This is a genomic window from Prevotella multiformis, from assembly GCF_018127985.1.
GTDB lineage: Bacteria > Bacteroidota > Bacteroidia > Bacteroidales > Bacteroidaceae > Prevotella > Prevotella multiformis.
In genome coordinates this window covers 461,771-486,543 of sequence record NZ_CP072358.1, presented here as the reverse complement: position 1 = coordinate 486,543, position 24,773 = coordinate 461,771, and the positions used below count along the sequence as shown (strand labels likewise).

General features: G+C 52.5%; 23 protein-coding genes. 17 read left to right on the top strand and 6 right to left on the bottom strand.

All coding sequences use genetic code 11. From position 1 onward, the window contains the following. Positions 1–60 precede the first annotated feature (60 nt). Positions 61–984 (top strand): DNA/RNA non-specific endonuclease, encoded by a 924-nt coding sequence (locus tag J4864_RS08340; protein ID WP_211815287.1) that lies wholly within the window; start codon positions 61–63, stop codon positions 982–984. Between the two features lie 30 nt (positions 985–1,014). Here J4864_RS08340 and J4864_RS08335 read toward each other — a convergent pair whose 3' ends face one another. The 4 genes from J4864_RS08335 to mtaB all read right to left on the bottom strand — a co-directional run bounded on the left by J4864_RS08335 (position 1,015) and on the right by mtaB (position 4,851). After that, the gene (locus J4864_RS08335) at positions 1,015–1,341 is read right to left on the bottom strand and encodes a hypothetical protein (RefSeq protein WP_211815286.1); all 327 of its coding nucleotides are present in this window, start codon (positions 1,339–1,341) and stop codon (positions 1,015–1,017) included. Between the two features lie 199 nt (positions 1,342–1,540). Then, positions 1,541–2,353 carry a gliding motility protein GldB-related protein gene (locus J4864_RS08330; protein WP_211815285.1) on the bottom strand — a complete coding sequence of 271 codons (813 nt, stop codon included), beginning with the start codon at positions 2,351–2,353 and terminating at the stop codon, positions 1,541–1,543. Positions 2,354–2,461: 108 nt separating this feature from the next. Further along, the gene (locus J4864_RS08325) at positions 2,462–3,502 is read right to left on the bottom strand and encodes a glycosyltransferase family 2 protein (protein ID WP_211815284.1); all 1,041 of its coding nucleotides are present in this window, start codon (positions 3,500–3,502) and stop codon (positions 2,462–2,464) included. After that, a complete protein-coding gene (gene mtaB / locus J4864_RS08320) occupies positions 3,499–4,851 on the bottom strand; it encodes a tRNA (N(6)-L-threonylcarbamoyladenosine(37)-C(2))-methylthiotransferase MtaB (RefSeq protein WP_211815283.1) in 1,353 nt (450 codons plus the stop codon). The genes J4864_RS08325 and mtaB overlap by 4 nt, the downstream gene beginning before the upstream one ends. A 341-nt stretch (positions 4,852–5,192) precedes the next feature. Here mtaB and J4864_RS08315 point away from each other — a divergent pair, with 341 nt between their 5' ends. The 15 genes from J4864_RS08315 to J4864_RS08245 all read left to right on the top strand — a co-directional run bounded on the left by J4864_RS08315 (position 5,193) and on the right by J4864_RS08245 (position 19,600). Then, a complete protein-coding gene (locus J4864_RS08315) occupies positions 5,193–5,381 on the top strand; it encodes a PG1828 family lipoprotein (protein WP_211815282.1) in 189 nt (62 codons plus the stop codon). Between the two features lie 445 nt (positions 5,382–5,826). Next, a complete protein-coding gene (locus J4864_RS08310; protein ID WP_211815281.1) occupies positions 5,827–6,309 on the top strand; it encodes a T9SS type A sorting domain-containing protein in 483 nt (160 codons plus the stop codon). Next, entirely contained in the window at positions 6,306–6,899 is a 594-nt protein-coding gene (locus J4864_RS08305; protein ID WP_211815280.1) for a calycin-like domain-containing protein, read from the top strand. The genes J4864_RS08310 and J4864_RS08305 overlap by 4 nt, the downstream gene beginning before the upstream one ends. Positions 6,900–6,917: 18 nt before the next feature. Further along, the gene (locus tag J4864_RS08300) at positions 6,918–7,709 is read left to right on the top strand and encodes an HmuY family protein (RefSeq protein ID WP_211815279.1); all 792 of its coding nucleotides are present in this window, start codon (positions 6,918–6,920) and stop codon (positions 7,707–7,709) included. A gap of 73 nt (positions 7,710–7,782) precedes the next feature. Next, complete coding sequence (locus J4864_RS08295; protein WP_211815278.1) at positions 7,783–9,762, top strand: TonB-dependent receptor plug domain-containing protein; 1,980 nt, start codon at positions 7,783–7,785, stop codon at positions 9,760–9,762. Between the two features lie 17 nt (positions 9,763–9,779). Next, positions 9,780–10,652, top strand: a complete 873-nt coding sequence (locus J4864_RS08290; protein ID WP_007366792.1) for a hypothetical protein — start codon at positions 9,780–9,782, stop codon at positions 10,650–10,652. 269 nt (positions 10,653–10,921) lie between these two features. Beyond that, positions 10,922–11,179, top strand: a complete 258-nt coding sequence (locus tag J4864_RS08285) for a hypothetical protein (RefSeq protein ID WP_004353059.1) — start codon at positions 10,922–10,924, stop codon at positions 11,177–11,179. 3 nt (positions 11,180–11,182) lie between these two features. Beyond that, complete coding sequence (locus tag J4864_RS08280; protein ID WP_211815277.1) at positions 11,183–11,599, top strand: protein-export chaperone SecB; 417 nt, start codon at positions 11,183–11,185, stop codon at positions 11,597–11,599. A 3-nt stretch (positions 11,600–11,602) separates the two neighbouring features. Then, positions 11,603–12,208, top strand: a complete 606-nt coding sequence (locus tag J4864_RS08275; RefSeq protein ID WP_211815276.1) for a hypothetical protein — start codon at positions 11,603–11,605, stop codon at positions 12,206–12,208. Between the two features lie 561 nt (positions 12,209–12,769). Next, positions 12,770–13,270 (top strand): TlpA family protein disulfide reductase, encoded by a 501-nt coding sequence (locus tag J4864_RS08270; protein WP_211815275.1) that lies wholly within the window; start codon positions 12,770–12,772, stop codon positions 13,268–13,270. Next, positions 13,267–14,898 carry a DUF6029 family protein gene (locus tag J4864_RS08265; protein WP_211815274.1) on the top strand — a complete coding sequence of 544 codons (1,632 nt, stop codon included), beginning with the start codon at positions 13,267–13,269 and terminating at the stop codon, positions 14,896–14,898. Before J4864_RS08270 ends, J4864_RS08265 begins: the two co-directional genes overlap by 4 nt. A 5-nt stretch (positions 14,899–14,903) precedes the next feature. Next, positions 14,904–15,692, top strand: coding sequence for an Omp28 family outer membrane lipoprotein (locus J4864_RS08260; protein ID WP_211815273.1), 789 nt, complete (start codon positions 14,904–14,906; stop codon positions 15,690–15,692). A 43-nt stretch (positions 15,693–15,735) separates the two neighbouring features. Beyond that, positions 15,736–16,410 (top strand): T9SS C-terminal target domain-containing protein, encoded by a 675-nt coding sequence (locus tag J4864_RS08255; protein ID WP_211815272.1) that lies wholly within the window; start codon positions 15,736–15,738, stop codon positions 16,408–16,410. 31 nt (positions 16,411–16,441) lie between these two features. After that, entirely contained in the window at positions 16,442–17,764 is a 1,323-nt protein-coding gene (locus J4864_RS08250; protein ID WP_211815271.1) for a thioredoxin domain-containing protein, read from the top strand. Positions 17,765–17,794: 30 nt separating this feature from the next. After that, the gene (locus tag J4864_RS08245) at positions 17,795–19,600 is read left to right on the top strand and encodes a MutS-related protein (RefSeq protein ID WP_211815270.1); all 1,806 of its coding nucleotides are present in this window, start codon (positions 17,795–17,797) and stop codon (positions 19,598–19,600) included. Positions 19,601–19,698: 98 nt separating this feature from the next. Here J4864_RS08245 and J4864_RS08240 read toward each other — a convergent pair whose 3' ends face one another. Then, on the bottom strand, positions 19,699–20,520 hold the full coding sequence (locus tag J4864_RS08240; RefSeq protein WP_211815269.1) for a Cof-type HAD-IIB family hydrolase: 822 nt from the start codon (positions 20,518–20,520) through the stop codon (positions 19,699–19,701). Between the two features lie 1,157 nt (positions 20,521–21,677). Here J4864_RS08240 and J4864_RS08235 point away from each other — a divergent pair. Then, on the top strand, positions 21,678–22,694 hold the full coding sequence (locus tag J4864_RS08235) for a class II fructose-bisphosphate aldolase (RefSeq protein ID WP_004351503.1): 1,017 nt from the start codon (positions 21,678–21,680) through the stop codon (positions 22,692–22,694). A 542-nt stretch (positions 22,695–23,236) separates the two neighbouring features. Here J4864_RS08235 and J4864_RS08230 read toward each other — a convergent pair. Further along, positions 23,237–24,754 carry an NAD(P)H-hydrate dehydratase gene (locus tag J4864_RS08230; protein WP_211815268.1) on the bottom strand — a complete coding sequence of 506 codons (1,518 nt, stop codon included), beginning with the start codon at positions 24,752–24,754 and terminating at the stop codon, positions 23,237–23,239. Between the last annotated feature and the right edge of the window lie 19 nt (positions 24,755–24,773).

Sequence of the window (24,773 nt, the reverse complement as noted above, 5' to 3'; positions counted from 1 at the left end):
AGGCTTGCAACTGGGTTTTAGGACTGACCCTTCATAACCTCATCCGACAAAGACAGAACAATGAACAGAACAAGAATCATCACCGTCCTCTTTCCACTCCTTGCCTTCACCGCCTTTACCTCATGCAGCAAGGAGGATGATGGTTCTGCCGGCATAGGGCGGAAAGAGGGACTGGCTGCCAATGCCAACGCCAACTTCCTTGACCCGCAGCCGGCGACCCACCGGCTGGAATTTCCGAAGCTGAAAGGCGGCAGGAGCGTCATCCTCACCCACAGGCTCAGCGACGGGGAGGTGAACTACAGTGTGGAATGGGATGTGGAGAAGATGTCGAACCGCTGGACCTGCTACCAGATCTATGCCGGCAACGCAAAGAAAGCCGTCAGGAGAAAGGACCAGAAGAGCCGCGACCTCTATCCCATGGATCCGCTCTGGCCGGCCAATGCCTTCTTCACTTACGACCCTTACCGGAGATCGGGCTACGACCACGGACACCTCTGCCCCTCACAGGACAGGGTGAACAGCCGGGAGTCCAACGACCAGACCTTCTATCTGAGCAATATGCAGCCGCAGGTCCACGACTTCAATGCAGGTATCTGGGAGGTCATGGAAAGAAAGATGAGAACCTATATCACCTTCTCCGTCGGTTTGAAAGACACCCTGTTTATCTGCCGTGGCGGAACGATAGACCGGGAGGGGCAGTTCAGCTACATCAGAAACCGGTTCATAGTCCCTGCTTATTTCTTCTCTGCCGCCCTGATGAAATACAAGGTCAGAGGACAGGACGACTGGCAGTACAAGGCCATCGGTTTCTGGTTCAGGAATGAGGGGAATCCCGGCACTGCTCTCAGCCCCTACGTCGTCAGCATCAAAGAACTCGAGGGGCGGACCGGCATCGACTTCTTCTGCAATCTGCCCGACGACATCGAGCGTAACGTGGAGAACAAGACGGCGGAACAGATGATCCGCAGCTGGAGCATACGGTAGCCCCTTCTTCCGTCCTCGGGGCGTTGGGGGCTATGGGTCGGCTGTCCGGGAAACGTTGTCCGTATCGGCCGGCCGGCAGCCCTGCGACGGTGGAGAGCCGTCTCTCCTGTCGTCAGCAGTGTGCCGGTGCCTGGCACCGGCTGTGCGGACGGAGAACACCGGGCGTGTTGACGGCCGGCACGGATGCGACGGGATGCCGGAAGGCTGTTCGCCTGCCGTGAAAGTGCCGTGCTGCCGGAAGCCGGCGCGGCCTGTCGGATGAATCGGATAGCTTGTTTTCCCTGAAACCATAGGAAACAGCCTGGCGGAGGGAAAATCGCACATGGCGGTTCCTGCTGTTGGGATCTTGCCGGCCATAATTGTTTTTCATGCGCTTTCACCCGGTTTTTTCTGTGAGGTGAAAGCGTCTTGTGTGTCAGGCAGTAACAGAATGTGCGGCCGCATCTTCTGTTGCTGTTTTTTTTCTGTTATCCCCTTTCTTTTCTTATGCCGCCCCGGTGTCGGCCGTCTTCCGGCAGTGCGGAGGAAGCCGTCGGTTCATGCCGGGTGGAAGGATTCAGTTCTCCTGCACCTTGAAACGGGAGAAGTCCGTCATGCGGAGCAGATCCTCATACGTCGTCTTCGGGTTCTGTTTCATGAATGTCTCCACCGCCTCTTCGTACCGGCTGTGGTAGATGCGTCTCGTCATCACCTGGTTGACGATCCACTGTATCTTCCCGATGTGCAGGTCGCGTTCCAGCTGCGGCCGCGTCTCGAAGCGCTGCAGAGGGTAAATGCTCATGAGGTAGAAGGTCAGGCAGTCCGGGAGGATGTATTCGCGTGACATCTGCTTGCGCTGCGAGGGGGAATAGTATCTGGCATACAGCGGATAATCGGGGCCGAGGTACTTGTCGAGCGAGATGCCGATCGTCCCGTTTCCCACTACGATGCTCTGGTCCAGGGCGGAGATCTGTGTATAGACCTTCGGCACTTCAATGTCAGGCAGCAGCTGTTTCAGCCGGTTGAAGGCGGTGCTCAGCTGGTGGTCGAGGTCGCCCGTGTTGGCATATTCCGATTCCACTGCGGCGATCATCGACTGGAGCGTGGTATCCTGGTAGAACTTCAGGAACTTCGAGTTGATGTCGGGATCCGTGATCTCGCCGATCTTCACCACATCCTCTATCAGTGTACGGGTCTCTATCGGATATTCCGTGTTCATCTGCTGCAGAGCCGAGAAGTCGCCTGTCGTGAGGTAACGGTACTCCAGCCGGTCGTAGCGGTCTACCTCCAGCAGCAGAGAATTGCCATTCTCGTTGTCGGAAGGGAACTTGAACTGGCAGCCGAAACAGATGAGCAGGACAAGTGGCAATATGTAATAGAGATGCCTCACGGATCGTTTTACAATATTTGAGTGTTGTTTGCAAAATTAATAAAAAGTATTTTCAGATGCAAGCGTTTTGCTAAAAAAGTTAAAATTCAGCCGAAGAATGCCCCTCCTTCAGTCGGACAGTGTACTGAAGTGCCGCCGCCCTTTCGCATAATACTGCCAGAGGACAGCATACTTCTTTCGGCCGTCCTGCGTGCAGTCCGCCATGCGTCCCGTGTTCTCCGGAGCCGCCGGGACAGCCGTTTCCGGCATCCGCTCAAACTCATGCCGCCACCGTCTGAAGGCACGGCGTGCAGAGAAGATTGCCTTGCAGTCGCCCCAGTTTCCGTTCATGACGAGTGTCTGGAAAGCCGCCAGATAGTCGAGGAACCAGCGCACCCGCATCACATGGCGCAGCTCGTCCTCGGGCAGGTTCTTCCACAGCATCGTCAGGTTGTTGCGGAAGTTGAGGAAAGTCTTGCGCGGATTCGACTTCGGCAGCGTCCCCCCTCCCACATGATAGACAAAGCTCTCCGGGAAGCAGAAGATACGTTTTCCCATCCGGTGCAGCCGCCAGCAGAGGTCTATCTCTTCATTGTGGGCAAAGAAGCGGCTGTCCAGTCCGCCCGCTTCCCAGTAGTCCCGGGCACGTATCATCATGCAGGCACCTGTCGCCCAGAGGATTTCCTCGTTGTTGTCATACTGTCCGTTGTCATCCTCCACCGTATCGAAGATGCGCCCGCGGCAGAACGGATAGCCGTAGCGGTCGAGGAATCCGCCCGACGCGCCGGCATACTCAAAGGCATCCCGGTCTGCCATGGAGAGCAGTTTCGGCTGGCAGGCGGCGATGTCCTCATGGGCGTCCATCTCCTCGATCAGCGGTGTCAGCCAGTGATGCGTCACCTCCACGTCACTGTTCAGCAGCACATAATACTCGCTCTCCACCTGTCTGAGCGCACGGTTGTACCCCTCGGCGAAACCATAATTACGGTCTAACGGAATGACCCGCAGATGAGGGTACAGCCTATGCAGCCACGCCACGGAATCGTCTGTCGAGGCGTTGTCGGCGATGATGACTTCCGCTTCTCCGCGTGAGAACTCCACCACGGAAGGAAGGTACCGCTCCATCATGGCGCGGCCGTTCCAGTTCAGTATGACGATTGCAGTTTTCATAAGAGTTCTGCTTTTAGTGAGCTTTGGTCGAAGTTGAAGCCGCCCAGCCGCACACGGACAATCTGGTTGTCGTATTCCTCCCGGGCCTGGCCGGGCGGCAGCTCCACCCGTATGTAGTTGTCCGTGAAGCCGTGCATGGCCTTCCCGCGCGCCGCCTTCTCGAAGAGCACGTCCGCCTCCTGTCCGATGCGGGCGGCATAGAAGGCCCGTGTCTTCTCGTCGGAGAGCTTCAGGAGTCTGTGGGCACGGCGCTTCTTCTCACGGTCGTCCACCACGTAGGGAATGGAAAGCGCCGACGTACCGGGACGCTCGGAATAAGGGAATACATGGAGCTGGGTGACCGGCAGGGAGTCGAGGAAGCGGTAGCAGTCCTCGAAATACTCCGGACGCTCGCCCCGTGAGCCCACCATGACATCCACGCCGATGAAGGCATCGGGCATCATTTCCTTGATGAGCCGTATCTTGTGGGCGAAGAGTGCGGTGTCGTAACGGCGGTGCATCAGTTTCAGCACCTCGTCAGAACCGCTCTGGAGCGGAATGTGGAAATGGGGCATGAAGGCACGCGACCGTGCGCAGTAGGCGATCAGGTCGTCATCGATCAGGTCGGGTTCCAGCGAACTGATGCGGAACCGCCGGATGCCCTCTACTCTGTCCAGTGCCTTGACGAGGTCGAGGAAACTTTCCCCGGTTGTCTCGCCGAAGTCGCCGATGTTCACGCCTGTCAGGACGATTTCCTTGCCGCCCTCACGTGCCGCCTCTTCCGCCTGGCTGACAAGCGAGGCGATCGTCGGGTTGCGCGAGAAGCCCCTGGCATAGGGGATCGTGCAGTAGGTGCAGAAGTAGTTGCAGCCGTCCTGCACCTTCAGGAAGTAGCGGGTGCGGTTGCCCCGGGAGCAGCTCGCCTGGAAACTCCTGATGTCCTTCGTCCTGACCGAGTGGTACTCTGCCTGTCCTTCCGTCGTCTCTTTCCCCGCCTCCACCTTGTTCCAGGCATCGCTGAGGTACTGTATGAGGTCGGCCTTCTCGTTGCTCCCCAGCACCAGGTCGACGCCCTCTATCCCGGCTACGGCGGCACTCTCCAGCTGGGCGTAGCAGCCTGTTACGATGACGAACGCGCCGGGATTCTGGCGTACCATCCTGTGGATGACCTGCCGGCATTTGTGGTCGGCGACCTCCGTAACCGAACAGGTGTTGATCAGACAGATGTCTGCCTGTTCGCCTTTCTTCGCCTCCCGCACGCCCATATTATATAAGGTACGCGCGAAGGTGCTCGTCTCCGAGAAGTTGAGTTTGCACCCTAATGTATAGAAACGGGCCGTCTTGCCCTGGAATGCTGCTGTATCGATCATATTGTGTGCAAAGTTACGGTAAAATGAAGACAAAACCAAAGAAAAGCCTCCGTTTGCGCCTTCAGGAGGGAGGGGCGGGTGTAGGCGGCGGGTTTCTGGCCTGTCCGGGGAATCGGTATATATGGTATAAAACGGGTGATTGCGGAGTTGTGCAGGCACACACCAAGAACTTTAACATTTGTTTAAAGTCTATATCATCTTGATTATCAGCATATTATACTTTTGTTACAAAAGCAGATAAAAAAAGTACTTAAAAAATGATTGCCGAATAAAAAAAATACTTACCTTTGCATCGTTTTAACAAACAAATGATTGTTTTACAGATTTAAAAAGCAAAGAAAATGAAGAAATTAGTTTTAGCATTCGTAGCTGTAGCAGCTATCTCTTTCGCATCTTGTGGTAACAACTCCAAGCCGGCTCAGAACGCTGACTCTACTGCAGATTCAGTTCAGCAGGATTCTGACAGCATGTCTCAGGACTCAGCTGCCGCTCCTATGGATAGCGCTGCTGCAGACTCTGTTGCCAAGTAAGCACAGAACGAACAGAAAAAGAGAGAAATTGGCCGCAGGACTTCCGTCCTGCGGTTTTCTCGTTTTAAGGGGGCTGGGGTCCGCTCCCTTGTCCGCACAGATCAGCCACCCGGGAGACAGGCAGACCAGAGCCGGAAAACAGACAAGCCCCGGATGATTTTCAGACAAGGCTTAATTGAGGGCCAGAAGGGCGTTACTTGCACGGCAAGTAACGCCCTTCTGCAATGCAACTAAGCACCTTTTCAAGGCAGTATCGTAATCCTTTGTCTGTCAGCGGGATTCAAACAGCATCAAAAGCCATGCTGACAGACGGAGAGGATGGTCATGATGGGTATAGACCGGAATGCCCACACGGAATAAAATCATAACAAATGGGTATTGTGCCGTTGACTGAATTCTGATAACTTTGCAGCTGAGTTTAAATTTAATAAACAGAATCAGCAACATGAGATTTAAAACTTTATTCCGGACATTCGCCGTCACGCTGCTGCTATCGGCGGGGACAGTCTCTGCCGCTGCGGCCGACTATGTGAAGGTGACTGACAAAGCGGGTGCGGCCACGACCTTTGCCCTCTCCGAGAAACCGACCGTCACCTTTACGGCCGACAAGCTCGTCCTGAAAGCCGGCAGCCAGACGGTGGAATATCCTTTGGCAGACATGGTAACCTTCGAGTTCGCCGAACAGCCCACCGGCATCAGCACCGCCGGCGGTGAAGAGACCCATGCCGTCTTTTCGTTCAGCAGTTCTTCCGTAAGAGGAGAAGGCCTGAAGCCGGGCAGCCGTGTGGAAGTCTACACCGTCAACGGACAGCTCGTAAGCAGCGCCCGTGTGAGCCAGAGCGGCTCCGTAGAGGCTCCTCTCAACGGACAGACCGGTGTGTTCATCGTAAAATCATCAAACAAGACATTTAAATTTATCAATAAATGAAGAAGTTCTTTACTTTAGCAATCGTATCGCTTTTGAGTACCGCAGCCGTACAGGCACAGAAGGTTGTCATCAACAAGGCTGACGGCACACAGGTGACATTCCAGGCAAGCGAAATCACAAACGTACAGTTCGCACCGGCATCCCTGACAGACAATTTCGCCGGGAGCTACAAGGGGGAAGACAAAATAAGTGTGGGTGGAATAGCCACATATACTTCTTCTGAAGCCGTCACCTACAAGGTAACTTCCAACGAAGACGGTACCGTCAATCTGACTGTCCCGGAGGAAACCTTCAAGAAAACCGTGATGGGCAACCTCACTTTGAGTTCTTACACCATCAGCAAGATTCCTTATGACGAGAGCAAGAAAGCTTTCATCAAGGCCTACAAGGACGACAACATCAAATTCCACTTTATCATCAAGAATGACAATGGAACGGTGATCAGCGACAAGGAATATACATTTGACAGCAGAATCTGCAAGGTCATTATCACCAAAGGTGCTGACGGGAAACTGACAGTAAGCAACACCTACCAGATGGGGAAAATGCCTTTCCCGATCTCAGGCACATTCACCGGCACAAAGCAGTAACCGCATAAAGAGGGAGACATGAACCTCAGAAAACATATCTTAGACACGCTTGCAGGCGTTGCCGTCCTACTGACGGCGACAGCCTGCAGCGGCGTTTTCGACGGTATCTACGATGAAGTGCCGGCCACTCCGACCGTCACGGAGGGACAGCTGCTCGTCGATGCCACCAGCTGGAAAGACTGGTACTACGTCGACTTCGACTCGCTGCGCACGTACATAGAGCAGAAGGATACCGCAGGACTGCTGAAGGCGCAGACCCGTTTCGCCCATTTCCCCATCCCGACGACGCTGTCGGGCGGTGCAGGCGACGGCCAGACCGGTATCTATACCTACTGGTTCGATGTCTTCGGGAAGGGCATCTCGGTCAACGAGAAGCGTTCCTTCACGCCTGCCGATGCACAGGAAGAGCCGCCGTCGTGGAGCATCGCCTTCCACCGCAACAACGTGCGGACGAACGGCGGAGCCGTGCTGGAAACCAACTACAAATCGATGAGCGAACTGCCGAAGAGCAGCATCGACTTCCTGGGTGCGACCTTCCAGCCCGACGAATGGAGCGAGAACGAGGTGTGGACCGACCAGTCGCAGATGCTCCAGAGCCTGATCGGCTGTCAGGGCATCAAGATCAACAAGGTGCTCTCCACCTGGCTCCGGCTCGACATACCGCCCATGCCGCCGGCCTTCACCATGAACAGCCATGTGTTCATCATCCGGATGAAGAACGGCAACTATGCCGCCGTGCAGCTGGAGAACTATATGAACGCCGAAGGCACCAAGTGCTGGCTGACGATCAATTACAAGTATCCGTATTAAATTACCCATGACCGCCTCCCTTCCAGTCACTCCCCAGCGGAAGAAGCGGAGACGGCAGTGGGCTTCCTGATATATGATGAAACGAACAGTCTTTATCCTGCCGGCGCTGTCGTGCCTGTTCCCCGCTGCGCTGCGGGCAGACCTGCCGGGCGACTCCATCTACAAATGCGTCGAAATGGAGCAGGTCGTCGTGACGGGTACACGCACGCCGAAGCTGCTCGCCAACACCCCCGTGCTGACGAAGCTCATCACGGCATCCGACATCGCCAAGGCCGATGCCACCAATCTGCACGACCTCCTGCAACAGGTCCTGCCGGGTGTGGAGTTCTCCTACGCCATGAACCAGCAGGTACACATGAACTTCTCGGGATTCGGAGGACAGAGCATGCTGATCCTCGTGGACGGCGAACGGCTTGCCGGCGAGACGATGGACGACGTCGACTTCTCACGGCTCTGTATGGACAATGTCGACCACATCGAAATCGTGAAGGGAGCGGCATCGGCACTCTACGGCTCGAATGCGGCCGGCGGTGTCATCAACATCATCACCAAGAACGGCATCCGTCCGTTCGCCCTCAACCTCAACGCCCGCCTGGGCCGTCACCATGAGCAGCGTTACGGACTGTCATGGCAGCAGGGAGCGGGCAGATGGAGCAACCTGCTGACCGTCAACCGGAACAAATCGGACAACTACGACGTACACAACGGAGACAACCCCGTGACCCGCGTCGTGGCCACCATCTACGGCGATGCGACGTGGAACTTCAAGGAGCAGCTGTCCTACCGGCCCAGCGAGAAGCTCTCGCTGACAGGGCGTGCCGGCTACTTCTACCGCCAGCTTGTCCGCACCTCGGAGACGCCGGAGCGTTACCGTGACTTCTCGGGCGGACTGCGCGGCATCTGGAAACCGGACACGCACAACAGTCTCGACCTCTCCTACGCCTTCGACCAGTACGACAAGTCGGACTACCAGCGCATCACACGGCTCGACATCCGCGATTACTCGAATGTGCAGAACAGTCTCCGCCTGCTTTACAACCACACTTTCGGAAGCGACGATGTCCTCTCGCTGGGAGCGGATTACATGCACGACTATCTCTTCAACACGAATCTGGAGGACCGGACACGCAGGCAGGATTCGTTCGATGCCTTCGCACAGTACGACTGGAACGTCAGCCGGCAGTGGGAAGCCGTGGGCGCGCTGCGGTACGACTACTTCTCGGACGGGCGCATCTCGCGCCTGACACCCAAGGTGAGCGTGCGTTACCAGCCCGTACGCAACCTGAATTTCCGTGCCAGCTACGGCATGGGCTTCCGTGCGCCGACACTGAAGGAGAAGTATTACAACTTCGACATGGCCGGGATATGGATTGTTGAGGGCAATCCTGCCTTGAAGCCGGAAGTGAGCCATAACTTCAACCTCTCGGCCGACTATACGCACAGGCACTACAACTTCACCCTCGCTGCTTATTACAACCGGATCAGGGACAAGATCGCCACGGGCGCACCGTTCTACAAGAACCCCTCCGACCGCATTCCCCATCTGCCCTATCTCAACCTCGACGACTACTCCGTCAGCGGCGGAGAGGCCACCGCACAGGCACGATGGCCGAACGGACTGACGGCACGCCTGTCCTACGCCTATACGCACGAGCGGCTGCCCAAGGACAAGAACAGCAATGCGGTGAACAACCAGTACATCCCGGCCCGCAAGCACTCCATGACGGGGCACATCGACTGGGACCGACAGTTCTCGACGGCATACGGACTGAACATCGGTCTCGACGGCCGCTTCCTGTCGGCGGTGGACAACCAGGAGTTCGTGGACTACTACGACATCTCCAAGGGCATACGCACCATCCACTATCCCGCCTACGCCCTCTTCAAGCTCTCGCTGGTACAGCGCATCGGCAAGGCGGTGAAGGCAAGTGTCATCCTCGACAACCTCTTCAACTACAAGCCGGAGTATTATTATCTGAACTGTCCGCTGACAGACGGCACGAACCTGATGGTAGGCCTGTCGGTTGATGTGGACAAGTTCTTCAAGTTCTGAAACACATCCTACAGACAATGGAAAAGAAAAAGATATACTGGTGGCGCACGCTCGCCTCGTTCATTCTCGTACTGTTCACGATGCCGCTGGGCCATGCCCTCATGATCCTGATGGAGAAGTTCATGCAGCCCGAGGCCGTACATTATGCCGGCTTCATGATGGGTTTCGCAGGACTGGTGATGGTCATCATCGGCGTGTTCGTCAAAGGCGACACCCGCCAGACGCTCTGGGGACTCCTCGGCGGCCTGCTCTTCTGGACCGGCTGGGTGGAGTTCCTCTTTCTTTATTATGCCCGCCGCTACGGCGTGCAGCCCGAGATAGAGAACGGCGTCGTCGTCACGAAACCTGAATACCTCATCATGCCGGCCTCCTTCGGGCTGTGGATGATGGTGATGACGATGTACATCTTCAGCACGCGCAACGGCTGCGACTTCATCACGTGGATTCAGGAAAAGCTCTTCGGCGCGCGCAAGAACAAAATCGTCATGCAGCCCATGACGCACCACACCTCCATCATCACCTTCATGGAGCTGAACATGATCCTCTGGGCGTTCTACCTCCTGCTGATGTTCTGCTACGACAAGAACTTCCTCGGCGACCACCATCCGGTGACCTATCTCGTGGGCATCGGCTGCTTCATCGGGTCGCTCTTCATGCTCCGCCGCCAGCTCCGCATCGCCGCATGGGGGGCCAACATCCGCATGGCCGTGGCGACGGTGATCGTCTTCTGGACACCTGTCGAGATTCTCGGACGCATCAACTTCTTCCACGAGTTCTGGGTAGAACCGGAGAAGTACAGCACGCTGCTGCTCTGCATCCTTGCGGCTTTCATCCTCCTGCTGGCTTATTTTTGGCTGAAGGCTTCCAAGCGGAAACGCGCCGGCAGCTGACTCCTATACAGAACAGGGGGGCGGGGAGCTGCCCTGGAAGGAAATGGCAGGAAAGACATTAATATGTTTCTGTTCCGGCAAACATCATAGGATTTTATATACTAAAAGTTGAACTTATAAGCTCCCGGTTATGATTATAAGACATACTTCTTTGCAAAGGTACTTGATATAGTATATGGTATAGTAACAAAATTACGTAAATTATTTAGGATATTAAAAAAGAAAGTCATATCTTTGCAGTAGAAATAATAAAAAATATAATTAGGACAATGGGAAAACTTCTTGAGCAACTTAAGAGCTATTTCGAGAATACTCCAGCGGAGGTTCTTGAAAAAGAGTGTGCAGAGTGGGACTACCTTAATGAGATAGGTCCTGACGTATTAGAGTATGCTAAATTGGTAAGAGGCTATATTGATACAGAAATGGCTTATAGCAATTCTGACATTTTTTGTGATGATAGAAAATATGATTTTACCGTTTTAACAGAGGATATATCTTCTAATGCGCAATACGGTATGGCTGCATAATATATGAATAATAAGGAAGTAGCATTTCGGTTAGTTAATTACAAATTCACTAAGGCAACCTTGAATTTTGATATACCAAAGGATGCAGAGTTTGTAATCGATTTCAAACCATCTGGCAAGTTAAAAGAGATAGAAGGGACTTATGACCTTTCTTTTGATACAATTGTGAAGTGTGAAGAGACTGATACTATCATAGTGGAAGTTTCTTGTATAGCACAGTTTAGTTTCATGGATAGAATTAAGTTTGAGGAGATTCCTGATTTCTTTTATCCAAATAGCCTTGCCATTCTTTTCCCTTACATAAGGGCTTTTGTCAGTACTCTTTCACTCCAAGCAAATTCTTCCCCTATGATATTACCTACAGTGAATCTGATGGGACTTACAGAGGAACTCCGTGACAACACTTCTGTTGTTGAGTAATCCATGAAATCTACAACAATCTATCAGACCCTTGAATATCGTAATAACAATAAGGAAATAGAGGCCAATGGTCCCTATTTCTGTTCTTTACGTGACGCTCAAGGGAATATTAAAACAGGCGTAAAGACTCCTTGGCTTGGGGAAGGTTATTACTTTTGGGACACACGTATAGAAGATGCTGAATGGTGGGGAGAAACTGCATATAAAAGTAAAGGAAAAGGGTATGTCGTTTGTAAAACTTTATACGATGCCCATTCTCCCTTACTTTATGACCTATTAGGCGATTTAGAGGCTTTTGACGAATTTATCAAAATTGCACAAGTAGTCAAGAAACAGTTCAATAAAAAGAATATTCGCTTTGATTTTGTTCTTAAATATTTGAAAGAACATACCGAATTTAATTATAAGGCTATAAGAGCTATGCCTGTACAATCTTCTTTTAAAAACACGGATATATGCTTCCCTAAAGCTGGTCTCTATTTAGCACAAATTAGACAAGTTCAGATTTGTTTCTTCGATAAAACTTTACTGCAAGACCCAATTAAAGTTATAGAAACACAAAACTGTGTAACGAATTTACAATATAGTTCTTTCTCCTTTTATCCTTAAAATCACAAGAAACGGAAGAAAGCACTTTCCACACCTCTATAAAAAACGCAAGACCCGAGATGCATCAGAGGCAATCGGGTCTCGAAACTCTTTCTAACTATAGATGAGCCTTAATTCCGCAACCGTGCTAATCCGTTCATCACATTGCTTTCTATGTTCATTAGATGTGTTACTTCTCCTATATTGACAGCCTTTTGCTGCATGCAGTCTGCCCTGACCACATTATCCCCCTTTCCCCATAGGGGGATAATGACCAGCCCTCAAAAACATTCGCCTCATTGGGTAGTTGTATTGAATATTGACCAGTAATGCAGCCATCTTTCCTTCGTGTAGATATTCAGCATCCACTGTCTGGCGACCTGGACCCATTTTGCCGGGACGACATGAAGGAGAAGACAAAGCGTTTCAGTCGTCTGCGGACAGACAGGAGGTGGAGAGAAGAAGAGGAGAACCTGAGGGAGAAGATCGGTATCCGGCAAAACGCCCCTTAAGGAAGGGTAAGCCGCCTTTGTGGTATCGTTTTTTTTTCGTAAATTTGCAGCCGCATTTTAACTAAACGAGATGAAAAAGTTTTTTTTATCCCTTTGTTTATTGATGGTCAGCTTTGCGGCCGGCGCACAGGAACGCCTGCCTGAAGTAATCCTCAAAGACATAGAAGGGAGAACTGTACAAACCGACACTATTTCTAATAACGGGAAGCCCCTTGTTATTGCTTTTTTTGCTACTTGGTGCAAGCCTTGTAATCGTGAACTCAAGAGTATTGACGAGCTTTACGATGACTGGCAGCGCGAAACAGGCGTGCGAATCGTAGCCGTATCCATCGACCAGGCACAGAATGTCAACAAGGTGAAGCCACTGGTCGACCAGAACGGATGGCGATATGATGTACTGCTCGACCCTAACGGCGAGCTGCGTCGTGCGTTGGGCATCCAGTCAGTACCCTACACTTTACTGCTTGACGGACAGGGGAATATCGTCTATAGGCACAACGGCTATACCGACGGTGCAGAAGCAGAGCTTTATGAAAAGGTGAAAGAAGTCGCCGGCAGACAGTCGCTATGAAAAGATATATACTGATAGGACTTCTTGCAGGCATAGGCAACGTCTCGCTCTGTGCACAAGAACAGTCGGATAAACTGCGGCTTTCCGGGAGTATTCAGAGCGATATTCTCCTGCCTGAAAAGGATGATAAAACGGGAGCTGAGACTCCTGACGGACGTTTCCTGACGAATACTTATCTCGATCTGAAAGCCACAAGCCGTTATGTAGAGGCCGGGGCAAGGCTGGAGTATCTGAAGCATCCGCTTCCCGGATACGAGAACGATTTTAAAGGTTGGGGCATTCCCTACGCTTATCTGAAAGGTCGTTATAAGAATGCGGAGCTGACCCTGGGCAGTTTTTACGAACAGTTCGGGTCGGGGTTCATTCTCCGTTCCTATGAAGAGCGCAGTCTCGGCGTTGACAATTCCCTACAGGGCGTGCGCTTAAGTTACCGTCCTTGGTCTGGTGTTGCAATCAAGGCACTCACCGGTCGTCAGCGTAGATATTGGAATCACAACAAAAGTTGGATGACAGGAGCTGATGTGGAATGGAGCATTGATGAGCAGTGTAAGTTCCTCCGACAGCATAACACCTATGTTACGCTGGGTGCCTCCTATGTCAATAAGTATGAGAAAGATGAGGTGATAATGACCGATCCGACTCACCGTCTGCACCTTCCTCTCTATGTCAATGCCTTCGATGTGCGCTTGCGGGTGCAGCATCGTTCGTTTAATGTATTGGCAGAGATGGCAATGAAGTCGCAAGATCCTTCCCATGATAATGGTTACATCTATCGCAATGGCTATGTGGCAATGCTTTCGGGTTCTTATTCGAAGCGTGGAATGAGCCTGCTCCTGCAAGCCAAACGCAGTACGGATATGGCTTTTCGCAGTAGCAGAAGCATGGAGGGAAGCTCCTCCTTCATCAATCATCTGCCGCCATTCACGATGGAACACACCTATGCCCTGGCAGCACTCTATCCCTATGCCACACGTCCCGAGGGCGAGTGGGCTTACCAGGCGATGGCAGCCTATACCTTTCCGAAAGGTTCTATGATGGGCGGCAAGTATGGTACGACGGCAAAAGTGAACTTCTCCCATGTCCATTCTGTGCGCAGGAATGACACAGGCGGCAGTGGTACCGACGGCTACGGAAGTCCGTTCTGGGCGTGGGGAGCATCCACCTATTATCAGGATATGGATGTACAGCTGGAAAAACGACTCTGTAAAGATACGAAGCTCAACCTGATGTACATGAACCAGCGTTACAACCAGCCCCTCCTCGAAGGACATGGCGGCATGTTGCGTTCGCATATCTTTGTGGCGGATGTGAAGCAGAAGCAGGCTCCCAAGACAACCTTGCGTGTGGAGGGGCAGTACCTTTCCTCGAAAGACGGTGACAAAGACTGGGCGTTCGGGCTTGCGGAATTGTCGCTTGCACCGCATTGGATGTTCACAGTGAGCGACCTCTATAATGCAGGCAATACTCATGTGCATTATTATCAGGGTTATGTAACCTACAGTGGTGGGGCACATCGGCTACAACTGGGTTATGGCCGTACTCGCGCTGGGTTTAACTGTTCGGGTGGAGTATGTCGTTATATTCCTGCAACCAAAGGACTTACACTCTCTTATAACTACAACTTCTGATAGAAATGAAAAGTTTATATATCTTTCTTCTGGCTGCCGTTGCCCTTCTGACCGGCTGCGATTCTGTCGCATCTGACGATCGTCTTATTGAAGTTCCGGCAGCTACTGTTCAGCGTAATGTGCTGATTGAAGACTTCACGGGGCAGCGTTGCATCTTCTGTCCTGCAGCTACTGAGGCTATTACACAGCTACAGGCCCGCTATGGTGATGACAAACTGATAGCCGTCGCCATCCATGCAGGTCCGCTTTCATTCAAGACCCTGTCCGGCTTTACAGGCTTGCGCACAGATGCGGGCGATGCCTATTATAAGCATTGGACCGTGCCGAACGTGCCGAAAGCCATTGTCAATCGTCGGGGAGGAGTGCTCTCCAAGGATGCTTGGGCTGGTCGTGTGTATGATGAGTTCGCTCGGACGACAACGGTCGGTATAGACCTTAAATGTCAGTATGACGCTGACAAACGCCGTGTGGAGATAGAAACAGACCTGAAGACACTGGCGGAAGATGTGCAGGGAAGGCTGCAGCTCTGGCTGGTGGAGGACGGAGTCGTTGCGCCACAGCTATTCCCTGGGGATAAGTTGGACAAGGAGTACACGCATAATCATGTGTTCCGTGCTGCTATCAACGGGGAATGGGGTGCGGAGTTGACGCTCACTCCCAAGAAAGTACAGAAGGAAAAGACCACTTACCCACTTCCCGACAGCATCGTGCCGGGCAAAGCATGGGTGGTAGCATTCTTCTATAACGACAGCGGTGTATTGCAGGTTGTCCGCCAAAAGGTTTCCCTTTTATAAACAGATTACAATTAATTAAAACATAAAATTTAAAAGACTTAATATGAAATTGCGATTACTGATGTTCTTTGGTCTGCTGACCAGTCTTTTTGTCAGTGTACAGGCACAGACAAGTTCCAACGAAGTAGCCTTCTTAGATGAGCAAGGCAGAGTTATCCCCAGCAACACAACGGTTGTCCTGAATAAGGTAGAAAAGGATCCCCTCACTTCTGGGGGAAATAAAATTACAGGAAAGGTGTATATTCAGAACAGGGCGGATAAGCCCCTGAATGTATCTCTTTCCTATACTGTTAATGATATAGATGAGGGGGATGTACAGGTTTGTGCGTATGGAAACTGTACTTTTCATTCGGAGGCTGGTACTTATAAGTTAGGCAGTAAGCTTTTCCCCGTCGGTCTCGATAAGGAATTTGTTGAATTAAATCATTCTTATGGAGAAAGCGAAGTATGTACAGTTACCCTGAAGCTTACTACAAAAGAATCTGGTTCAGAGGAAGAGAAGGAAGGTCCGACGATTACCGTTAAGTTCGACACTAAGGCAACAGGCATTGCGTCCGCATCTTCACAGAACGGCGGCACTTACGATGTCTTCAACGTCCGGGGCATATTGCTGCACAAGCAACTCACGTCTTTGTCAGAACTCCCTAAGGGTGTCTATATCGTAAAGCAGAAAGATGCAAAGGGGCTTGTTTCTACCCGCAAGTACATTGTCCGTTAAGTTTTCACCTCTATATAATCCGCTATCTGATATGTCAAAAAAACTTTATCTACAATTCCTTTTCCTCGTCGCTGTCATCAGTCATGCAGGTAATGTCAGTGCCGAGGATCATAACCTGATACCTTCTACAGGGCAGAAAGTATATGTACCCATCGCGGCAAAGAGTGCAAAAGGGAAGCTGCTGATTACCAATTACGGCAGCACAGTTATCCGTAACTTCGACTACACGCTGTCCTTCAATGGAGAGGTGTTGGCATCGGAGAACTATGTCCTTCCAGAACCATTGAACCACATGGAGGGAGCGACGATAGAGGTGGATGTACCGCCTCACACACAGGTTTCGGAAACAGACCTTCTGTTTACGATTACCAAAGTGAACGGTGAGGCTAACGGTACTTCAGTTAACCAGGCTACGCTTCCGAGAGTTACGGTTACGAAAGTGCCCCATCGGAAAATCGTGGTAGAGGAATATACGGCAATGTGGTGTGGCTACTGTCCACGCGGCATTGCGCTTATGGAAAATCTTGCAAAGACCTATCCCGATGATTTCATTGGTATTGCAGTTCATACAGGAGGCAGAGCAGAACCATTAAGTTGTACGGACTATGCCTGGAAAGCTACAGACTACAGAAGCCGCCCCACACTTCACATGAACAGGAATCTCTTTCTGACTAATTTCAAGGCTATAACCGAGTTTGAAGAGGAACGATCAAGAGGAGCTGATATGGACATAGATGTCACAGCTACGTGGGATGACCGGCAGGAGAACATCACGGTTACTCCTCGTGTCACGTTCCGCATAGACAAGAAAGATGCGACGTACGGTTTTGCCTACGTGCTGACGGAAGACGGAATGTCAAATCCAAACTGGTATCAGAACAACTATTATTCGGGAAGAACGGAAGACCTCGGCAAGTCGGATGAACTTGATTACTTTATCAAGGCTGATCATGCTGTTGAAGGTCTTGAGAACAACTTTGTCGCCATTGCGGCAGAAGGTGTCAAAGCTCCTTTGACAGGCTACATCCAAACTCCGATTAAGGCAGACGAACCGCAGACCCATACATACGTCTTCAAGAATATTTCCAGTAAAAAAGTCATACAGGACAAGGCAAAACTGAAAGTCTGTGTATTGCTGATCAACATCAAGACAGCACAAATTGAAAATGCTGCCAAGTGCAGTATCTCCCCTGCCAATACCACTGAAATCTCTTCTGTTTCAGAAGGACAGAACTCCGTTGTCGAGACTGCACGCTACACCCTTGACGGTCGTCGTATTACGACTCCACAGAAGGGTATCAACATTGTGAAGTACAGCGACGGGCGTGTATGCAAAGAGGTGGTGACGCGTTGATGTCGCTTCAGCTGATTATTTGTTTGCGCTATGAATAAGGATTTGACTGATTTGTATCAGCAGAAGGCAGCGGAGACGGGCAGAAGGCTCGCCTCTCTCCGCAGTCACAGCCGGGCTTTTATCCTGACGGAAATCGGTTCTTTTTTACTTGCAATAGGATTTACAGTTCTCTACACCTTATTAGATAATGCAGCCTGGGCACTTCTCTGTGCCTTGGCTGCATTGTTTTTTTATCTCTATATCCGGCGACTTGATGTACGGAACGACCGCAGGATAAAGGCCGGAGAAGCGTTGCTGCAGGTTTATCAGAACGAGATAGACTATCAGCATGGCGATTTCTCGGGCTTTGATGCCGGTGAACAGTATGTCTGTCCGCAGCATCCCTATACATTCGATATGGATGTCTTCGGTGCAGGTTCGCTGTTCCAGAGGATGAACCGCAGCATCTCAACCGGCGGCAGCGACCAGCTGGCAGCCTGTCTGTCTACGGAATGGGGGAGTGCAAAGAGAGAAGAACTTGTCGGTCAGATCCGACGGAGAACGGAGGCTGTCGACGAACTGGGACACGAGGAAACCTTCCTGTCAGCCTTCAAATCCTTGGGCGTAAAGGAGCGTATCTGTACGGAAGAGGTGCTGAAAGCACTGACGGCTGTCCATCATCAGACCTTCCCAAAGATTTTCCACGGTACGCTGTTCCGTTATTTCTGTTATGCCGACCTGCTCGGTTTCTACGTGAGCATCGTCCTTTCCATCATGGGATGGGTCCCATCCTTGCTGCCCGTGTGGTGGGGAATGTTCAACTTTATGTTCTCCTTCCTTTGCGGACATAAGTATATGCGTGTTATCTCCGGGCTGATAGCAAAGGTACATACACAGGTGGATGGCTACTTGCAAGTGTTGAAGTTGATCGACAAGGCCGGGTTCAGATCGGCTGAACTCCAGGCGTTGAAGAAGAAACTTTCGGGTGCGGAAGAATCTTTTGAACAGTTGGAACTTATCCTGCAGAAGATTGACAACAGAAGCAACGAGGTCGGTGTATTCATCTTCAACAGCTGTGCCTTGATAGACATCACCATCATACGGCTCTTCCTGCGCTGGCAGCATGCGTATGAACAGCGCACAGACGAGTGGATCGGCACCTTGAATCTCTTTGATGCACTGGTGTCAATGGGCAACTATCGGTTGAATGAAGACAGGGCGGTGCAGGCTGAAATCAGCGGGGACGACAGGGTGGTTTATGAAGCGAAAGGGCTTTATCATCCTTTCCTCGGCGAGCAGGCTGTGGCAAATGACTTCAATATCCTCGACCATGAGTATTATATCATCACGGGGGCGAACATGGCAGGCAAGAGTACCTTCCTGCGCTCCATAGGCATCAATTATCTGCTGGCGATGAACGGTCTGCCTATCTTTGCCCGCCAGTTGAGGGTCTCGGTGTTCCATCTTTTCACGAGTATGCGTACCACCGACGACCTCACCCACGGCATCTCCTACTTCAATGCCGAACTGCTCCGTCTGAAACAGCTGCTCTCCTCACTGGACGAGCGTGTGCCGAGCCTGATCATCCTTGACGAAATACTGAAGGGTACGAACTCGCTCGACAAGCTGAACGGATCACGTCTCTTCCTGCAACACATCGCCGGTCGGAACGTCACAGGTGTCATCGCCACGCACGACCTCGAACTGTCGAAGCTGGAAGACGAACAGCCCGCCCGCTTCCACAACCACTGCTTTGAAATCGGACTGGGCGAGGACATCACTTATTCCTATAAAATTACAAAAGGGGTGGCACGCAACCAGAATGCCACGTTCCTGCTGAAAGGAATACTGGGATAGTCCGGCGGTCAGCAGGCGACAGGGCTGAATGGCCCTTTTCGGGAAGAAGCCGCCTGCAGGGAAGACAGGCAGTCCGTCTGAGGCGGCCTTCAGCAGGATCAGCCCTGACCCTTGGGGAGGATGAATCGGTCGATTACGTGTGCGATGCCGTCCTCCTCGTTGGAGAGCGTGACGAAGTCGGCCTCTGCCTGGATTTCCTTGGCGGCATTCGCCATGGCGACACCCAGCCCCGCAAAGCGTATCATGCTGAGGTCGTTGTAGCCGTCTCCGCAGGCGATCACCTCCTCTTTCCGGATGCCGAGGACGGCAATGAGGCGGCTCAGAGAGCGGGCCTTGTCGATGCCGAGCGGTACACACTCTATGAAGTAATCGGCCGAGCGGTACACTTCCATCTTCCCCTCCAGCTCCTTGCCCAGGCGCAGTTCCAGTTCGTGGAGTGGGGCAGGGTCGCCTACGATCAGGCATTTGTCGACAGGATAGACCAGTTGGTTCAGGAAGTCGTCGTATTGCACGACAGGCATCTTGTTGATGAATGCCTCCTCCTGTACATACCGGTTCGCCTTGTCGGTGGCGGCGATGCCCTCGCCCTGGTAGGTCAGGATGGCCATGCCGGCTTCCTTCGCGGCATGGTAGAGCAGCGGGACGAACCGTTCGTCCAGTTTCTGTTCGAAGAGCACCTTGTTGTCCGTGCAGTCGATGATTTTCCCGCCGTTGAAGGCAAGGATGAAGCCGCCGTGCCGCTTCAGTTCCAGTTCCTCTGCCAGCGGCATGATGCCGTAAGTCGGTCTGCCCGAAGCCAGTACGACGTGTAGGCCGCCTGCCTGTGCTTGCATGAGCGCCTGCTTCGTGCGGGGGGTGATTTCTTTCCTGCTGTTGGTCAGTGTGCCGTCCAGGTCCAGCACGATCATCTTGTATTCCATGTTCGTTTGTTTATGCGTATGCGGTTCCTTTTCCAAGGACGGGGAATGAAGAGGCAGAGGTCGCCGGAAAGACCCGGTGCCGTGCCTGACGGCTGCCCGTACAGTCGTTCGAGGAACGTAGACGGTTCCTCTCCCGGTGGAATCTGCCCTACGAGGATGCAAAGATACGGTTTTTTTTGGTCTTCAGGGATCTGGAGTGATAAGGTTTGCCTCGTGCGTTGATGACTTTGATGAAATATCACACGGAGGCTGGGGGGAGGAGGTTAAAACCCCATGATGGGGGCACCTCCGGTGTGTGGAGCAGCTCTAAGGTATCCGAGAGTTTTATCAGAGCATTTGTCTGTGAGAATGATGAATGGCGTTTATCCAAAAATAGATTCCGTCTTCGACAGACCACTTGTTCCCATGTCATCGGTGTCTGTAAACATTTTTGTACAGCCCGAAGCTGACACATGCTCTTCTGGCTTCTAACAGATGCCTGATTGACTTGCAACAGGTGCTCTTTCAGCGTGTTGCCAACGCCCTTTTGAAGTCCAATCAAGCACCTTTTACGAACGACTCAATAACCAATTGGTTTACTGCCGGTTGCAGACTTGATTTTTGCACGTGTGTTTTTATATTTGCAGATGATCTGTTTGAAATTATGTAATGGTTTTTCAAAATCTTGTCTGTCTTTCCTACGTGTTAAAATGAAAAGGTTTTTGTGTCGGATGATGATAGAATAGGCAGCCAGGACGGTCCTGGCTATGTTTTTGTTGAATGAATCACTCCGGTTCTTCCGTCAAGGCTATGCGGAACGCATCCGCGCATTGAACGGAAGAACCGTTTTTTGCGGGTCTTCAGGGATTTGGAGTGATAAGGTTTGTCTCGTGAGACTATCACTTTGATGAACCGTCACACAGAGGCAGGGAGTGAACGCGGCCGCTTCCGGGATGGAGGAACCGGCCTTGCCCATGACAGCTTACGGATGTGTGCTTTTTCCCGACCTGTCGGTGTCTGTGTCAGACCATCCCGTCCGACCGCCATGGATGATTACGCAATTTAACATTTCGTGCCTATTTAATTGGGTGTCATGTCTTGGTAATCAGAAAATAAAATCGTACTTTTGCAGATGTAAATAGGTATCGAGTTATTCATTATTTAAAACATAAGAAATTATGGCAGTAGTAGATTACAAGAAATTAGGGCTCGTGAACACACGTGATATGTTCAAGAGAGCAATTGGCGGCGGTTATGCTATCCCGGCATTCAACTTTAACAACCTCGAGCAGCTCCAGGCTATCATCACGGCTTCTTCCGAGCTGAAGTCACCGGTAATCCTCCAGGTTTCCAAGGGTGCCCGCAAGTATGCCAACCAGACACTGCTCCGCTACCTTGCAGAAGGCGCTGTACAGTATGCGAAGGAGTTGGGCTGCCATCATCCGGAGATTGTTCTTCATCTGGATCACGGCGACAGCTTCGAGACCTGCAAGAGCTGCGTAGACTTCGGCTTCTCTTCTGTAATGATCGACGGTTCGGCTCTTCCATACGAGGAGAACATCGCCCTGACCAAGAAGGTCGTTGAGTATGCACACCAGTACGACGTGACTGTCGAGGCTGAGCTGGGTGTCCTCGCCGGTGTCGAGGACGAGGTCGCTTCAGAGGTATCTCACTACACCAAGCCTGAAGAGGTTGTGGACTTCTCTACCCGCACGGGCTGCGACTCTCTGGCCATCTCCATCGGTACTTCTCACGGTGCCTACAAATTCACTCCGGAGCAGTGTACACGTGACCCGAAGACCGGCCGTCTCGTTCCTCCTCCATTGGCATTCGATGTTCTCGCAGCCATCGAGAAGCAGCTTCCGGGCTTCCCGATCGTTCTCCACGGCTCTTCTTCTGTACCACAGGAGTATGTTGACATCATCAACGAACACGGCGGCAAGCTGCCTAATGCAGTAGGTATTCCGGAGGATCAGCTCCGCAGGGCTGCCAAGAGTGCTGTCTGCAAGATCAACATCGACTCAGACTCCCGTCTCGCCTTCACCGCTGGTGTTCGTCAGACATTCGATGAGCACCCAGAATACTTCGACCCGCGTCAGTACTGCGGCAAGGCTCGTGAGTACATGGTGGATCTGTACAAGCACAAGATCACCGATGTGCTTGGTTCTGACGGCAAGCTCGTCAACTGTGACTGATCACGGCATTTGAGGCCGGCCGGGTCTCGATAATGTCAGGTTCGAAAAGACATCTTGGACCGGCCGGGCATCTTGTACCGGCGTTCCGGTGCGGTTCTTTTAGAGCTTATCTGAAATAAAAAAGCGATGGCTTCCGCCAAGGGAAGCCATCGCTTTTCAGTTTCTTTCCATTCGTCCGTCATGACCGTCGGAACCGGACTTTGTCCGGAGAACAAATCGGTTCTTTCCCCGTCGTGCAGTATCGTCATGGAACACCGCTGGTCGGAAACATTGCTCTGCGGCCGAATGTCTTCTGTCATTGAACAGATCTGTACGCTTTCAGGGATTCTCCCTGCCTGTGTGCTTTGAGTGTCTGTTGTATCTTGAACAGATCTGTATGCTTTCAGGAAAATTCCCTGCCTGTGTGCGGTGTCTTGTCATGATCCGTCGGAACCGGACATGGACATTGCCCTGCTGTTCCGTTCTGCTCCCTGTCTGCATCCGTCTGGAGGTGCGGGAACGGTATCGGGTATGTGCTCCTCCGGCCGTCCTGCCCGGACGGGTCAGTCATCGACGAGCCTGAACGCCTGTGGAAGGTAGTCGATGATGTCGCCCGCCGTAAGGCTCTCTTTGCCGAGGGTCTTCACTGCCAGGTCGCCGGCCAGTCCGTGGAGGTACATGCCCACGATGCAGGCATTCTGCTGGTTATAGCCACGTGCGAGCAGGGCGGTGATGATTCCTGTCAGCACGTCTCCGCTGCCGGCTGTCGCCATGCCGCTGTTGCCTGTCGGATTGAAGACGACGTCTCCGTTGGGCAGGCAGAGTGCGCTGTTGTGCCCTTTCAGCAGGATATAAGCCTGCAGCGACTTCGCAAGCTCACGGGTACGGTGAAGCCGCTCGAAATCGGCGTTGGCCGGCGAACCCGTCAGCCGGTCGAGCTCCTTCGGATGGGGTGTCATGATGATTCCCTTGGGCAGCTGCTGCATCCATGCCCGGTGGCTGGCAAGGATGTTCAGGGCATCCGCATCAGCCACGATGGGACACTGTGCCCGGCGGATCTGTGCAATCATCGCAATCGCCGTCGGCTCCTGCCTGCCCAGCCCCGGCCCGATGCCCAGTGCATCGAAGTCGTCGGTGTCGACAGCCTCTGTAAAGGCCGTTTCTTCGTGGTCCATGTGCAGGACCGCTTCAGGGACCGAGATCTGCATGATGTCATAGTTCTTCTTCGGCGTAAGTGCCGTCACCTTTCCCACACCGCTCCGCAGGCAGGCACGGGTGGCGAGGATGGCGGCTCCGGCCATGCCATAGCTGCCGGCTACGATGAGTGCATTCCCCATGCTGCCTTTGTGCGAGAAGTCGTCACGGTGGAGCAGCCGCGAGCGGATGTCGTTCTCTTCCAGTACGTAATACTGTGCCTCCGCTTTCTGTACATACTCCTGGCTCAGCCGGATGTCCAGGACCTTCAGCCGGCCTATGAACTGCTGGGCATCGTTGAAGAAGAAGGCCAGTTTCTTCTCGTGGAGGGTCAGTGTGAGCGAGGCATGGATGATGTTGGCCCGTACGTTATAGGTGTTGTCCTCGGTCATCAGGCCGGACGGGACATCAATGCTGACGACCTTGGCCGGGCTCTGGTTGATGTATTTCACCAGAGAGGCGAAGCCCCCTGCCAGCGGCTTGTTGAGCCCCGAGCCGAAGAGCCCGTCGATGACGAGCGTGTCGGCGGTCAGTTCGGGCGGGTCGAATTTGGAAGTGACTTCCGTGAAGTCCTTGGCGTGTCTGCCGTCACGCAGCCGCTGGCGGTTCGTCACGCAGTCGTCGGACAGGTGGTTGGTGATATTGAAGAGGAAAGTCCTGACCCTGTAGCCTTCGTTGATCAGCAGGCGTGCCACGGCGAGGGCGTCACCACCGTTGTTGCCGGGACCGGCGAAAACCACGACAGGCGTATGCATCGCCCATTCCTCGGTGATGGCCCGGGTGATGGCCTTTGCCGCACGTTCCATCAGATCGATGGATTTGATGGGTTCGTGCTCTATGGTGTATCTGTCCAGTTCGTGAATCTGGGCACTTGTGAATATCTTCATAACGATGGCAAATTTACAA

Excerpts from the sequence above, each read along its gene's own strand:
- J4864_RS08340 (WP_211815287.1), top strand. The coding sequence starts at position 61 with ATGAACAGAACAAGAATCATCACCGTCCTCTTTCCACTCCTTGCCTTC.
- J4864_RS08335 (WP_211815286.1), bottom strand. The coding sequence starts at position 1,341 with ATGGCCGGCAAGATCCCAACAGCAGGAACCGCCATGTGCGATTTTCCC.
- J4864_RS08325 (WP_211815284.1), bottom strand. The coding sequence starts at position 3,502 with ATGAAAACTGCAATCGTCATACTGAACTGGAACGGCCGCGCCATGATG.
- mtaB (WP_211815283.1), bottom strand. The coding sequence starts at position 4,851 with ATGATCGATACAGCAGCATTCCAGGGCAAGACGGCCCGTTTCTATACA.
- J4864_RS08315 (WP_211815282.1), top strand. The coding sequence starts at position 5,193 with ATGAAGAAATTAGTTTTAGCATTCGTAGCTGTAGCAGCTATCTCTTTC.
- J4864_RS08310 (WP_211815281.1), top strand. The coding sequence starts at position 5,827 with ATGAGATTTAAAACTTTATTCCGGACATTCGCCGTCACGCTGCTGCTA.
- J4864_RS08305 (WP_211815280.1), top strand. The coding sequence starts at position 6,306 with ATGAAGAAGTTCTTTACTTTAGCAATCGTATCGCTTTTGAGTACCGCA.
- J4864_RS08300 (WP_211815279.1), top strand. The coding sequence starts at position 6,918 with ATGAACCTCAGAAAACATATCTTAGACACGCTTGCAGGCGTTGCCGTC.
- J4864_RS08295 (WP_211815278.1), top strand. The coding sequence starts at position 7,783 with ATGATGAAACGAACAGTCTTTATCCTGCCGGCGCTGTCGTGCCTGTTC.
- J4864_RS08290 (WP_007366792.1), top strand. The coding sequence starts at position 9,780 with ATGGAAAAGAAAAAGATATACTGGTGGCGCACGCTCGCCTCGTTCATT.
- J4864_RS08285 (WP_004353059.1), top strand. The coding sequence starts at position 10,922 with ATGGGAAAACTTCTTGAGCAACTTAAGAGCTATTTCGAGAATACTCCA.
- J4864_RS08280 (WP_211815277.1), top strand. The coding sequence starts at position 11,183 with ATGAATAATAAGGAAGTAGCATTTCGGTTAGTTAATTACAAATTCACT.
- J4864_RS08275 (WP_211815276.1), top strand. The coding sequence starts at position 11,603 with ATGAAATCTACAACAATCTATCAGACCCTTGAATATCGTAATAACAAT.
- J4864_RS08270 (WP_211815275.1), top strand. The coding sequence starts at position 12,770 with ATGAAAAAGTTTTTTTTATCCCTTTGTTTATTGATGGTCAGCTTTGCG.
- J4864_RS08265 (WP_211815274.1), top strand. The coding sequence starts at position 13,267 with ATGAAAAGATATATACTGATAGGACTTCTTGCAGGCATAGGCAACGTC.
- J4864_RS08260 (WP_211815273.1), top strand. The coding sequence starts at position 14,904 with ATGAAAAGTTTATATATCTTTCTTCTGGCTGCCGTTGCCCTTCTGACC.
- J4864_RS08255 (WP_211815272.1), top strand. The coding sequence starts at position 15,736 with ATGAAATTGCGATTACTGATGTTCTTTGGTCTGCTGACCAGTCTTTTT.
- J4864_RS08250 (WP_211815271.1), top strand. The coding sequence starts at position 16,442 with ATGTCAAAAAAACTTTATCTACAATTCCTTTTCCTCGTCGCTGTCATC.
- J4864_RS08245 (WP_211815270.1), top strand. The coding sequence starts at position 17,795 with ATGAATAAGGATTTGACTGATTTGTATCAGCAGAAGGCAGCGGAGACG.
- J4864_RS08240 (WP_211815269.1), bottom strand. The coding sequence starts at position 20,520 with ATGGAATACAAGATGATCGTGCTGGACCTGGACGGCACACTGACCAAC.
- J4864_RS08235 (WP_004351503.1), top strand. The coding sequence starts at position 21,678 with ATGGCAGTAGTAGATTACAAGAAATTAGGGCTCGTGAACACACGTGAT.
- J4864_RS08230 (WP_211815268.1), bottom strand. The coding sequence starts at position 24,754 with ATGAAGATATTCACAAGTGCCCAGATTCACGAACTGGACAGATACACC.